The 13,664-nt window shown below is 75.7% G+C and carries 7 protein-coding genes; 3 read left to right on the top strand and 4 right to left on the bottom strand.

The annotated features are described in order from the left end of the window. Positions 1 to 34: 34 nt before the first annotated feature. From ACIRD3_RS04885 to ACIRD3_RS04870, 4 genes are all read right to left on the bottom strand, one after another. A complete protein-coding gene (locus tag ACIRD3_RS04885; protein ID WP_402211656.1) occupies positions 35 to 358 on the bottom strand; it encodes a hypothetical protein in 324 nt (107 codons plus the stop codon). A 224-nt stretch (positions 359 to 582) separates the two neighbouring features. Next, positions 583 to 2,181: a hypothetical protein gene (locus ACIRD3_RS04880; protein WP_402211653.1), complete on the bottom strand. Its 1,599-nt coding sequence runs from the start codon at positions 2,179 to 2,181 to the stop codon at positions 583 to 585. A 146-nt stretch (positions 2,182 to 2,327) separates the two neighbouring features. Then, positions 2,328 to 3,266: a DUF1906 domain-containing protein gene (locus tag ACIRD3_RS04875; RefSeq protein WP_402211651.1), complete on the bottom strand. Its 939-nt coding sequence runs from the start codon at positions 3,264 to 3,266 to the stop codon at positions 2,328 to 2,330. Positions 3,267 to 3,403: 137 nt separating this feature from the next. After that, positions 3,404 to 4,975, bottom strand: coding sequence for a sodium:solute symporter (locus ACIRD3_RS04870; protein ID WP_402211648.1), 1,572 nt, complete (start codon positions 4,973 to 4,975; stop codon positions 3,404 to 3,406). A 179-nt stretch (positions 4,976 to 5,154) separates the two neighbouring features. Here ACIRD3_RS04870 and sigJ point away from each other — a divergent pair, with 179 nt between their 5' ends. From sigJ to ACIRD3_RS04855, 3 genes are all read left to right on the top strand, one after another. Continuing rightward, positions 5,155 to 6,075: an RNA polymerase sigma factor SigJ gene (gene sigJ / locus ACIRD3_RS04865; protein ID WP_402211645.1), complete on the top strand. Its 921-nt coding sequence runs from the start codon at positions 5,155 to 5,157 to the stop codon at positions 6,073 to 6,075. Between the two features lie 158 nt (positions 6,076 to 6,233). Next, positions 6,234 to 6,977, top strand: coding sequence for an SOS response-associated peptidase (locus tag ACIRD3_RS04860; RefSeq protein ID WP_402211643.1), 744 nt, complete (start codon positions 6,234 to 6,236; stop codon positions 6,975 to 6,977). Positions 6,978 to 7,071: 94 nt separating this feature from the next. Then, positions 7,072 to 13,662, top strand: a complete 6,591-nt coding sequence (locus ACIRD3_RS04855; protein WP_402211641.1) for a tetratricopeptide repeat protein — start codon at positions 7,072 to 7,074, stop codon at positions 13,660 to 13,662. Positions 13,663 to 13,664 lie beyond the last annotated feature (2 nt).

The following is a 13,664-nucleotide window of genomic DNA, read 5'->3' as shown; positions in this document are numbered from 1 at the left end:
CGCCGGGGCCGGGCCGGTGTGGTGGCGTCGGAGATCAGGCGCCCCAGCCGTGGGCGTCTCCGGTCGAGAGCTCCCGCCAGATCGTGGGCTCGACCGGCGCGGTCGCCCCGATGGCCTCGAACATCGGCCGGATCTCGGACCCCTTCTCCTGGAAGAACGACTCGAAGCTCTGCCGATCGGGCCACTCGTCCAGCACCAGCACCCGGCTGCCGTCCTCGGAGCCGTAGAAACGGTGCGCGATGAGACCGTGGCGCTTCGCCGCCTCCAGGACATCCGGGAACGTCTGCGCGTTGTCCCGGGCGTACTGCTCCAGCGCCTTCGCGTCGCCGGCGACCTCCAGGGTCAGGATCACGGACATGGCTGCTCCTCGTGTGTGCGGACTCGTACCGGGATGTTCGCAACAAGCACGTCCGAAAACGGACCACACACGCGCTTCGGCGCGGCGGGCAGTGCCTTGAGGGACCGTCATCAGGGCTCCTGACCTGCCCGTTTCCCGAAATCGAGGTACCTCCACCGGGGCAGGTGTCCGCCGTTCGGCCGCACCGGTTCCTGCCCCGGTCCGGTGTCGTCCTCTGCCTCGCGTCACGGACGCCGGGCCAGCACCTCGTCGGCGATGGCCAGTGCCCCGCCGGGGGCGATCTCCTCCAGGTCGTCGAGGACGGTCGTCCAGCCGTCGAGGAGCACGGCCCGGGCGGCCAGCCGGCGGGCGCGGGCGGGCTCCGAGGCTCCCACCAGGACGGCCAGGGCGCGGGCCCGCGTCCCGCCGTGGGGGATCGTGTGGGCGACCTCCTCGGCCCGGTCCGGCTCACCCTGCCGGGCCAGCGCACCGACGACGTCGATGAGCGCCTCGCCCCGCGCCCAGTCGTCGGGGACCGCGGCGGCGAGGGCTTCGGCCCGGGCCGTCTCGCCGCGCCGGGCCAGCTCGCCGACGACGGCCATCAGGGCCCGGCTCCGCGCCCAGGGGGCCGCGAGGGAGCGCACGAGGGCCTCGGCCCGGTCCGTGTCCCCGGACCGGGCCAGGACCTCGACGACCTCGGTCCTCCGCACCGCCCGCAGGCCGGGCTCGACGATCCGGTCGACGAGGGCCAGGGCCCGGTCGACCTGCCCGTGCCGGGCGAGCAGCGAGGTCACGGCCTCCTCCAGGGCGAGGCTGCCGCGGCCGGCCTCGGATCGGAGCAGGTCCTCGGCCCGGTCGGCCAGGGCGAGCGCCGTCTCCCGGTCGGCGGTCTCGGCGACCGCCGCCAGGAGCTCGGGCACGATCCTCGCGTCGAAGGGCGAGTGGGGGCGGGCGCGGATCGTGAGGCAGAGGACGTCGGCGTCCGTGCCGCCCTCCCGCGCCCCCGCAGCCGCGGCCTCCGCCGCCTTCGCGGCGGCGGCACGGGCCAGGCTGCGCAGCACGGCGTCGAGCCGTTCCAGATCCCCGCTGCGGACCTCCGAGGCCAGCACGGCGACCAGGAACGCGCGCTGCCCGACGCCCGTGCGGCCCTCACGGCGGACGAGGTCCTCCACACGGTCGGCGTACGTGCCCGCCAGCGCGTGGTCACCGGCGGCGCGCGCGATCTCCATGGCCGTGACGAGCGTGCGGCCCGCCTCCGCGCCGCGGCCGGCGCACTCGTCGGCTCTGGCGGCGTACCCGAGCGCGGCGGGGAAGTCGCCGTCGTCCGCCACCGCCTTCGCCAGCCCGGCCCACGCACGCGGCCAGTTGTGCGGATAGCGGACCGTCCGCGCCAGGTCGGCGGCGCGCCCGTGGTCACCGGCGCGGGCCACCGCCGCGATGTGGTCCACCAGGGCGCCGTCCCGCAGGGCGCGGTCGGTCAGCGACTCGACGAGCGCCCGCGCACCGTCCAGGTCCCCGGCCTCGCCCGCCGCTCGCACCAGACGGAGGAGGTCCCCCTCCGTCCCCGGCCGACCCGCCTGCGACCGATCCGCCCCCGACCGGACCAGCTCCACCGCCCGGGCGAGCCGGCCGGCCCGCACCAGCGCCAGTGCCAGGTCCAGATCGGCCCGGCTGCCCGCCTTCCGGTGTGCCGCCAGCCGCAGGACCGTCAGCAGGCAGGGGACGGCGCCGCTGCGCAGCGGACCCTGGTCGCCACTGCCCGGCGGAGCCAGGCCGAGGCGCTGCTCCCGGGCCCTCGTCCAGTAGAGCTCCGGGCCCCACTGGGCCAGCTCCTCGACCATCACGACGCCCCCTCCACCGGCGGCCGCGCCTCGCACCACGCGAGGCCCCCGCCCGGACCGTCACGATAGTGCGAGGCCGGGCGCGGCGCCGCGCCCGGTCCGGACGGCCGACCGGGGACGGCCGGGCGGACGGCCGTCCCGGCGGCCCGTTACGGTTCGGGAACGGCCACGGGGCCGCCCGCCACCGGGCCGTCCACCTGGTCGCGGTCGACGTTCAGCGTCACCCCGCCGTACGTCTCGTCGGCGCCGCCCCGGTACTGGTGGATGCGCCGGTGACCGGTCCACAGGTCGTCGGGCACCCCGGCCTGACCGGTGGTCGTGGGCTTGCCGTCCCAGCGGGCGTACCAGATCGCGTCCGGCAGCGGGGACCGTCCGTCCCGGGCGGCGGCGACGATGTCGGCGATGCCGGAGTTCATGCTGGAGTAGAAGCCCGACCGGTAGCCGGCCTCGTGCAGGGCCTCGGTCCAGCCGGCGGTGAAGTCGACCACCGCCCGGCTGCAGACCTCGTCGCCCGCCGGGTACGCCTCCATGTCGAGGTAGACCGGGCTGCCCGGCCCCAGACCCAGCGTCCGCAGCGCCTGCGCCGCCTCCTCCGCCTCCTGCCCGCCCTGCTCCTCGGCCCACTCCGGGTCGATCCGCAGCGGCTTGTCCGGGCGCTGGGCGCAGGGCGCCTGGAGCCCGACGTGGGTGGGCACCAGCTGCCACCCCATCAGACGGACCCGGGCCACCCACTGCGGCGTCAGCTGGTCCTGCGCGCAGTGGCGCTGGCTCCCGCTGCTGTAGATGTTGACCGCGCCGTAGGGCGAGGCGGTGCGCCAGACGGAGAGGGCCTCCAGCGACGGCGCGGAGCAGGCGTCGAAGCCGGCCCCGGTGAACCGGTACATCGGCAGGTCATCCTCCGGCTCCGGTTCGTCCGGGCGCGGTTCGACCGGTCGCGGTGCGATCGGCAGCGGCGCGGTGAGGGGCCCGGGTACCGGCGCGGGCCGGGCGGCCGGCGCCCGGAGGTCGGTGGCGAGCCCGTGGGCGGTGCCGGGGAGCAGGACGAGCACGGCCGCGGCGGGGAGCGCGGCGAGGGACGGAAGGCGCATCGTTCCCTTCTAGCGGCCGCCGGGCACGTCCCCGCGTCACGGTGCCGCCGTGCCGCCCGCGTTCACCCGCACGCGCGACACTTCCGACCACGAAGGCGCCGTACCGGTGGACCCGGCGAAACGGCGTCGGGTGGGCGTCACTCCTGGACGGGGGCCGCCTCGGCGCGGTCGGCGCCGGGGCCGGACCGGGCGTCGTCCGCGGGGACGCGCCCGGTCTCGGGGGCGCGGTGGAACAGGCTGAGCAGTCCCCCGACGGCCAGGGTGACCAGCACGCCGACGGGGACCAGCCATTGGGCGGCGATGGCCGTGGGCACGACCCCGGTGGCCGTGGTGACGTCGATCCTCACCCCGCGCACGACGTAGGTCATCACGGCGAGGGTGACCAGGAAGGCGAGCACGGCGTCGGTCCCGGTGGCGCGCCGTACCAGGCGGCCGAGCAGGAAGGCGCCGAGCAGCGCGCCGTAGGTGTAGCCGGCGATCGTCAGGCCGGTCAGGTAGACGTTGCCGGTACTGGTGCTGAAGGCACAGGCGAAGACGGCCATCAGCGCGGCCCACACCAGGGTCATCACGCGGGCGAGCCTGAGCAGGAAAGCCTCGGAGGGCGTACCGCGGAAGAAGCTGTGGACGAGGTCGGCGACGGTCGAGTTCGACATGGAGTTCAGGGCCGAGGACAGCGAGCCCATGGCGGCGCCGAGGATGCCGGCGACGAGCAGGCCGGAGACCACCACGGGCAGCCCGTGCAGGATGAAGTCGGGGTAGAGGTTGTCGGAGCTGCCCAGCCCGAGTTCCTTGAAGCTCCTGCCCTGGTTGTAGGACCACAGCAGGGCGCCGACGAGGGAGAAGGCGGCGAACTGGAGGGTGACGAACACGCCGGAGGCGATCATCGCCTTCTGGCCGTCGCGCAGCGTCCTGGTGGCGAGGATGCGCTGGACGATCAGCTGGTCGGAGCCGTGGCTGGCCATGGCGAAGATCGCGCCGCCGACGATCGCCGTCGGCAGGGCGAACGGGCTGGTGAGGATGTGGGCCGGGTCGAAGTCGGTGTCGAAGAACCGGAACCGGCCGGCGTCCAGGGCGCGCGCGTAGCCGTCGGTGCCGACCCGGCCGGACAGCACCGCGACGGTGAGCAGGGCGCCGCCGAGGTACAGGCCCATCTGAATGGCGTCGGTCCAGATGACGGCCTTGATGCCGCCGAGGTAGGTGTAGACGACGGTGATCAGGGTGAGCACGACGATGATCGTGCGGTAGTCGGTGTGCACCCCGAGCTCGCCGAGCAGCAGCCGGATCGGGATCGCCGAGGCGAACAGCCGCACGCCCTCCGCGAGGAGCCGGGTGACGACGAAGGTCACCGAGGCGAGCCCCTGGAGTCCGGGGCCGAACCTGCCGCCCAGGTACTGGTAGGCGCTGACGAAGCCGCCGCGCTTGTACAGCGGGATGAGCGCGGTGGCCACGACGACGCGGCCGATGACGTAGCCCAGGGCGAGTTCGACGTTGCCGAAGCCCTGCCCGCCGTAGGCGCCGCCGGGCAGGCTGATGACGGTCAGCACGCTGGTCTCGGTGGCCACGACCGAGAACGAGACCGTCCACCAGGGCATGTGGCCCTCGCCGACGAAGTAGTCCTTCGACGTCGTCTGACGGCCCGCCAGCCGCAGGCCGATCACCGCGACGGCGACCAGGTAGACGACGACCACGAGAAGGTCGAGTTGGCGCACGCTCTCTCCTGTCTCTCCTTGCCGGCTCCCGCTCCTCCCCCGTTCCCCGTTCCTCCCCGCTCCTACTCTCTCCCGGGCGGCGGTCGGCGGGGTGGGGGCCGGAGTCCCGTGTCGTCGGCAGGACGGCCCGGACCTGCCCCCCCTTCTCCCCCGCGGTGGTCGATCGCTAGGGTCCGACCATGAGCACCCCATCCGAGCCGGAGCTGAGCGCGGTCGTCGGCGAGCGGCGGCAGCTGATCAACCTCGCCTACCGGCTGCTCGGTTCGCTGGCCGAGGCCGAGGACGCCGTCCAGGAGACGTACGCCCGCTGGTACGCGCTGTCGCGGCCGCAGCGGGAGGCCGTCGCCTCGCCCGGCGCCTGGCTGACCACCGTGGCCACCCGCGTCTGCCTGGACCTGCTCGGCTCGGCGCGGGCCCGTCGCGAGCGCTACGTCGGCGAGTGGATACCCGAGCCGCTGCCCGACCGGGCGGAGTGGATCGGCGGGCCGGGCGGCAGCGGGGCGCGGCCCGCCGACCCCGCCGACTGGGTCACCCTGGACGAGTCGGTGAACATGGCCTTCCTCGTCGTCCTGGAGGCGATGACCCCGGCCGAGCGGGTGGCGTTCGTCCTGCACGACGTGTTCCGGTACCCCTTCCCCGAGGTCGCCGAGATCGTCGGCCGCACCCCGGCGGCCTGCCGGCAGCTGGCCACCTCGGCCCGCCGGCGGGTGCGCGCCGCGCAGGCCCCGACGGCTCCCCGGGCCGGACAGGCCGGTCTGGTGCGGCACTTCAAGGAAGCCTGGGAGGCCAGGGACATCCAGGCCCTGATCGGCCTGCTCGCCCCCCACGCCACGATGACCGCCGACGGCGGCGGTACCGTCGGCGCCGCGCTGCGCCCGGTCCTGGGCGCCGAGCGGATCGCCCAGTACCTGCTCCACATCGCCGACAAGGCCCCCGGGCTCGTCCTGCTGGAGCGCACGGTCAACGGCCTGCCCGGCCTGGTCGCCCAGCACACCGGGCGCACCGCGACGGTGGCGGCCTTCGGCGTCGAGGACGGCCGCATCACCCGGATCTGGGCGGTGCGCAACCCGGAGAAGCTGCGGCCGTGGAACGGGACGTGACGCACCGCCCCCGGGCTGCGGTGGCCGCGGTGGTGCAGGTCGCGGGCTGAGGGGCACCGCCGGCCGATCGGGATCGGCCGACTCCCGAGGACGGCCGGGCGCCGCGCTGAGACCGGGGTGCGCGCCGGTTGTCGGCCGTGAGTGGCAGGCTGGGGGGCATGTGCGGCCGCTTCGTCTCCACCACCACGCCCCAGGACCTCGTCTCGCTGCTCGGCGAGCTCCGGTGGGACCCGGCCGAGACCTTCGCGCCGAGCTGGAACGTCGCCCCGACCGATCCGGTCCCCGCCGTCCTGGAGCGCGTCGACCGGGACACCGGCGAGCTGCTGCGCCGGCTGCGACCGCTGCGCTGGGGCCTGGTCCCGTCCTGGGCCAAGGACCCGTCGGGCGGCGCCCGCATGATCAACGCCCGTTCGGAGACGGTCGACACCAAGCCCGCCTTCCGCAAGGCCTTCGCCGCCCGCCGCTGCGTCGTCCCCGCCGACGGCTACTACGAGTGGCGCGAGGTCCCCGGCGACGCCGACCGCAAGAAGTACAAGCAGCCGTACTACCTCAGCACCGGCGGCGTGATGCTGATGGCCGGCCTCTACGAGTTCTGGCGCGACCGCACCCGCGCCGACGACGACCCGCTCGCCTGGCTGGCCACCACCACCGTCATCACCACCGACGCCACCGACAGCGCCGGCCGCGTCCACGACCGGATGCCGCTCACCATCGCCCTCGACGACCTGCCCACCTGGCTCTCCCCCGCCCACACCGACCCCGCCGAGCTCCACCACCTGCTGCGCCGCCCCGGCGACGGCGACCTCCGCGTCCGTGCCGTCCCCACCGCCGTCAACAGCGTCCGCAACAACGGCCCCGACCTCCTCGCCCCCGCCCCCGACCCGCTGGGCCTGGCGGACTGACACCCCTTCACGCATTCCGCTGACACCGCGTCGGCGCCCCACTACGGTGGGCACGCGAAAAACCGTACGCGGGGGTGGGGGCGCCGAAGTGTTGATGTCCGTCACGACGCACGTCCGTCCCGAGGGCGGCATGCCCGACCCGGAGCCGTTCGAGCAGCGCCGCCGCTCCACCTCGGCATCGGCGGCGACGGGCGACCAGCACGCCGCCGTCCTGCCCCCCGAGGCCGCCCGGGCCGCGCTGTCCATCGAGCCGACCACGCCGGCCCCCAACCTGCCGCCACGCCCGGCCGGCCCGCTGATCGGCCGGGAAGCCGAGCTGCGGGCCGTCGCCGAAGCGCTGGCGCAGCACGACGGCGGCGGCCTGGTCACCCAGGCCACCACGCTGCACGGCCTCGGCGGGGTCGGCAAGACCAGCCTGGCCCTGCACTACGCCGCCACGGAGATCGAGAACTACCGGCTGGTCTGGTGGATCACCGCCGAGTCCGAGGAACAGCTCGCCGAGGCCTTCGCCGGACTCGCCGTCCACCTCCACCCGGCCTGGGCGCTCACCGCCCAACCAAGCCAGCAGGTCGAATGGGCCGTCGCCTGGCTGCGCGCCCACGACCGCTGGCTGCTGGTCTACGACAACGCCGAGGACCCGGCGCACCTCGTGCCCTACCTCGGGCGACTGCTCGGCTGCGGCCACCAGCTGGTCACCAGCCGCCGCGCCGGCGGCTGGCACCCGGGGATCCGCCCGGTCCGCATCGACGTCCTCGACACCCCCGAGGCCGCCCGGCTGCTCTGCGGCACCGCCTACCCGGGGGCCGCCGTCGACCCCGTCGAGCAGGACGAGGCCCGCGCCCTCGCCGACGAACTCGGCCACCTGCCGCTGGCCCTCGCCCAGGCCGGCGCGTACGTCCAGCAGACCGGCACCACCTTCGCCGCCTACCGCGAGCTGCTCCGCACCACCAGCCCGGTCGGACCCCGGACGGACGACGGCGCGGTGGACACCGTCGCCCGGCTCTGGCGGACCACGCTGCGCAGCGTCCAGCACACCGCCCCCTTCGCCGTCGAGCTGCTGCGCACCCTGGCCTGGTACGCCCCCGAGGCGCTGCCCCGCGAAGCCCTCAGCCCCTTCGGTGCGCGCCGGGCCGAGGAGGTGGACTCCGCCCTGCGGCTGCTCGCCGACTACCACCTGATCACCCTCGGCGAGACCGTCGCCGTGCACCGGCTGCTGCAGGCCGTGCTGCGCGGCTCGGACGGCGACCGCCGGATGCGCCGCCGGGCCGAGCGGCACCTGGCCGGGGCCGCCACCCGGCTCTGGCCGGACGCCGGACCCGAGCTGCGCCGGGCGCTGCTGCCGCACATCCGGGAACTCGCCGCCGACGGACCGTCGCAGGACCCGACGCCGGAGACCGTCGCGCTCTACGCGCTCGCGGCCGGGGAACTGACCGACCGGGCGCAACGGGTCTTCGCCCTCCCCCTGGTCACCGCGGTGGCGGACGGCCTGACCCGGCTGCGGGGCGCCGACCACCCCGAGACGCTGACGGCGCTCGGCCGCCTCGGCAGGCTGCACGCCCAGGCCGGGAACCCCGCCCGGGCGGTGGAGCTGTGCCGGGAGGTGGTGGCCGGGCGCGGCCGCGTCCAGGGCCCGGACCACCCGGACACCCTCGCCGACCGGCACGGCCTCGCCTACGCCTACCGCAAGGCGGGTCGGCAGGCGGACGCGATCGCCGAGTTCCGTGCCGTCGCGGCCGAGCGCGCCCGGGTCCTGGGGGCGGACCACGACGACACCCTGCACAGCCGCGCGAGCCTCGCCTACGCACTCCAGGTGGCCGGGCAACACCGGGACGCGGTCACGGAGTTCACCCGGCTGGTGGCCGACACGGAACGGGCAATGGGTCCGGACCACCCCGCCGTCCTGACCCGCCGCAACGGTCTCGCCTTCGCCCAACTCGCCGCCGGGCAGCACCGGTTGGCGATCGCCCTGTACGAGCAGGTGGTCGCCGACCGCACCCGGATCCTCGGCGCCGACCATCCCGACACCCTGAACAGCCGCGGCTGGCTCGCCTCCGCCCACGTCGAGGCGGGCGACCACGCGGCGGCGGCGCGCGCCTACGAGGCGGTCATCGCGGACCGGGCGAGGGTGCAGGGCGCCGACCACCCGCTGACCCTGCTGGCCCGCGGCCGACTCGCGGTGGTTCACCGCGACCACGGACAACCCGCCTCGGCCGTGGCGGAGTTCACCGCCCTGGTCGCGGACTACCGGCGACTGCTCGGCCCCGACCACCCGCAGACCCTCGACGCCCGGAACGGGCTGGCCCAGGCCCGCCGCGAGGCGGGTCAGGCCCGGGCGGCGGTGGAGCAGCACCGCGTCCTGGTCCGCGAACGCACCCGTGTCCAGGGCCCGGACCACCCCGGCACGCTGGAGGAGCGCTCCGACCTGGCGTACGCCCTGCGCCTCGCCGAAGCACCCGAGCGCGGGGTCGAGGAGCTCGAACGGCTGGTGGCCGACCGGGCCCGCGCCCAGGGCCCGGATCACCCGGACACCCTGGACGAACGCGCCAACCTGGCCTGGGCCCTGCACACGGCCGGCCGCCCCCGCGAGGCGCTCGCGGAGCGCCGCCGACTGCTCGCCGACCGCGAGCGGATCCACGGTGCCGAGCACATCGAGACCCTCGGCGCCCGCTTGGACCTGGCCCGGGCCTGGAGTTACGCGGGTGAGCACCGACGGGCGGCGGCGCTGTGCGACGAGCTGGTGGCCGACTGGACTCGGGTGCTGGCGCCCGACCACCTCAGGATCCTCGACGCCCGCGGCTGGCAGGCCTGGCTCCACGGCGAGGCCGGGAACCACCGCCAGGCCGTCCGACTGCGCGAATCGCTGGTGGCCGACCGCACCAGGGTCCACGGCCCTGACCACTTCCACACCCTCGACGAGCGCAAGGGGCTCGCCTACGCCCTCCGGGAAGCCGGCCGCTTCGACCAGGCTCTCGCCGAACGCGAGCGCCTCACCGCCGACCGGACCCGGCTCCAGGGTCCCGACCACCCGGACACCCTCCGCGCCCGGCTGGAGCTCAACCTGGCGCACCGGGACGTCGGTCACCACCTCCTCGCCCTCGCGCTCGCTGCCGAGCTGGTCTCCGACTGCACCCGCCTGCTGGGCCCGGACCACCCGTTCACCCTGGACACCCGCTTCTGGCTCGCATCGGCACACGGAGACGCCGACGACCACGACCGGGCGGCCGAGCTCTACGAAGCGGCCACGGCCGATCGCCACCGGATCCTGGGCGCCGACCACCCGGAGACCCTCGCGACGCGCTACTGGCTCGGCAACAGCCTCCGCAGGGCCGGTCATCACGACCGGGCCCTCGCCGTCCTCCGCGCACTCGTGGCCGAGCGCACCCGCGTCCACGGGCCGGACCACCCCGGGACCCTGAGCTCCCGGACGGAACTCGCCTGCGCGTTGTCCGCCGCCGGCGAGCACCGACAGGCGCTCGACCTGCACGAGCACCTCATCGCCGACTACGCCCGGACCCACGGCCCCGACCACCCGAACGCGTTCAACGCCCGCTGGTGGTACGCCAACGCCTTCACCGAGGCGGCCGACCACCCCCGGGCCCTCGTCCTCTACGCCGAGCTGGCCTCGGACCGGGGCCGGGTGCTGGGCGCCGACCATCCGGACACGCTGGTCTCCCGCTGGTGGCAGGCGATCAGCCTCACGCAGACGGGCGACCACCGTCGCGGCATGGAGTCGTACGCCGGGCTGGTGGCCGACTACACCCGGATCCACGGCCCGGAGCACCCGGACACCCTGTCCGTCCGAAAGGGCCTGGCCTGGGCCGTCTTGGCGGCGCAGGACCATCACCGGGCCCTCGGCCTCTTCCGGGAGTTGCTGGCCGACCACATCCGGTTCCTGGGCGCCGACCACCACCGGACCCTGACCTGCCGCGACGCCGTGGCCGCCGCGACCGAGCAGGCCGGCGACCAGCGCCGGGCGATCGAGCTGTACACGGAGCTGGCGGCCGACCGGGCGAGGGTCCAGGGGCCCGACCGTCCGGCCACCCTCCAGACCCGGCGATCACTCGCCCACACGCACCGCGAGGCCAAGGACTTCGAGCGCGCCTCGGAGCTCTACGCGCAGCTGATCGCCGACTGCTGCCGGATCCTGGGCCCGGACCACACCACGACCCTCGACACCCGGTTCGGCCTGGCCCGCACCCGTCGGGAGGCCGGTGACCACGGACGGGCCGTGGAACTCTTCCGGGCCCTGGTCGCCGACTCCCGGCGGGTGCTGGGCCCCGACCACCCCGACACCCTGGACGCGCGGCTCGGCCTCGCCCGCTCGGTGGTGGCGGCCGGTGACCACGGCGCCGCCAGGGAGCTCTACGACGCCCTGCTGGCCGACCGGGAGCGCGTGGAGGGGCCCGACCACCCCTCGGTCATCAACACCCGGTGGTGGCACGGCGCGGCCCACCGCGACGCCGGCCACCACCGGCGGGCCGCCGAGGTCTTCGGCACCGTGGTCACCGCCCGAACCCGGGTGCTCGGAGCCGAGCACACGGACACCCTGGACGCCCGCTGGGGGGAGGCCGCCGAGTACCGGGAGGCCGGTGACCTCCGGAAGGCCCTGCGGCTGTGCGAGGCCCTGCTGGCGGACCGCTCCCGGACCGACGGCCCCGACCACCCGGAGACCTTTCAGACCCGCGCCCTCCTGGCCTGGATCCACCGGACGGCCGGTCATCACCTGCTCAGCACCGAGCTCTACGAGGCGCTGCTGCGCGACCGGATCAGGGTCCAGGGCCCCGACCACCCGCAGGTGCTCGACACCCGGGCCGCCCTCGCCGCCGACCGCCAGGTCTCGGGTCTGCACCTGCGGGCGGTCGCCGACCGCGAGCTGGTGGCCGCGGAGCGGGCCCGCGTGCTCGGCCCGGACCACCCGGACACCCTCGGCGCCCGTACCCTGCTGGCCAACGATCTCCGGGAGATCGGTGCGTGCGACCGTGCCGCCGCGCTGATCACGGCCCTGATCGCCGACCGGGTCCGGATCCAGGGCCCCGACCACCCGGACGTCCTCGCCGCCCGGGCCGCACTCGCGCGCACCCACCGCTATGCCGGCCGCCCCCACGAGGAGATCCTCGAACGGCGCCGGATCCTCGCCGACCGGACCCGCCTCCACGGCGCGGAGCATCCCGACACCCTGGCCGCCCGCCAGGCGCTGGCCTGTGCCCACCGCTTCGCCTGGCGGCACGAGCAGGCCGACGCGATCTACCGGGAGGTCCTGGCCGACCGCACCCGGGTCCTCGGCGCCGACCACCCGGACACCCTGGACGTCCGGGACACCCTCGCGCTCAACCACGGCGAGGCCGGCCGCTACGCCGACTGCGCCGCCCACGCACAGGAGGCGCTCGCCCCGGCCGAAGAAGCGCTCGGACCGGAGCACGTACTCCCCGGAATGCTCCGGTACCGCCGGGCCGCCGCACTGCTGCTCGCCGGGGAGCACCAGGCGGTGATCGCCGAACTCTCCCCGCTGGCGGCGGAATGGAGCAGTCCCGACGCCCCCCTGCTGCCCGTGCTCGGCTACGCCGCCACCGTCCTCGCCTTCGCACGGCACCACAACGGGGAGCACGAGGAGGCCGTCCGCCTCGCCGCCGATCTCGCCGCCACCACCCGCGAAGCATTCGGCGCCGTCCACGACCTGGCGATCGGCGCCCGCGAGACCCACGCGCTCCTCCTGGCCCGCGGCAGCCGGCCGCTGCGCGCCGTCGTCCGCCTGGAGGAACTCGTCGCGACCTGCCTCCGGAGCCGGGGCTCGCGCGGGACCCTCACCCTGAGCGTCCGCCAGAGCCTCGCCCATGCGCGCCTCCTGGCCGGGGACGCGCTCGGAGCGCTCCGCGTGTACGAGGGCATCGTCGCGGAGCTCCTCGCCGTGCCGAGCGCCGCGTCGGCGATCGCCCGGCTCGCCGACGGCCATCGGGAGCTCGACACCGTCGCCGTGACGCTCGGGGCCGAGCGCTGCGACCAACCCGAGCTGTTCCCCACCCTCGCCGTCGGCCTGGCCCGCGCCCTCGCCGAGGCCGGACGCGCCGAGGACGCCAGGGACCTCCTGGAAGCGGTCAGCCTCGGGCGCGAAGCCCTGATGGACCCGGGGCACCCGCTGATCGTCGAGAGCCGCACCGCCCTCACCCGACTCAGGGCCGACACCCCGCCCTCGGCGGCGTCCACCGTGCCCGCGCTCCCGGAGCCCGAACCCGCGCCGCTCCTGCTGCGACGCTCCCGGGGCTCGATGCACCGCGCCGGTCGGCCGGCGCCGCCCGGACCGGCCTGGCACCCCCGGATCACCCTGCTGGACGACCCCGCCGTGGGCGCCGCCACCCGGCTGGAGCTGCGCCTCGAACCGGCCGACGGCCGGCGGGCCGACCCGGCCGCACTGCCGGAGCTACGGCTGGTGGCCGCCGTCGCCCCCGACGCCGCCCTCGATCCGCCGGTGGCCGACTACCACCCGGCCGGCGCGCCCGCGCGGTTCGCGCTCACCCCGGCCGTGCCCGGCCCGCACACCCTCCGCGTCACCGTGTTCGACGGCAGCCACGGCGCCGTGCTCCAGGACCTCTCCGCCGTGGTGGACGTCCCGGAGACCGCGCCCGCCCTCGCCCCCACCCCCGCCGAAGCCGCAGCGCGAACCGCAGCCCGAGCCCAGGAGCTGGAGTAATC

Origin of the sequence: Kitasatospora sp. NPDC093550 (genome assembly GCF_044764985.1) — a bacterium.
In the GTDB taxonomy this organism is placed as follows: Bacteria; Actinomycetota; Actinomycetes; order Streptomycetales; family Streptomycetaceae; genus Kitasatospora.
This window is presented reverse-complemented; position numbering and strand designations above follow the sequence as displayed.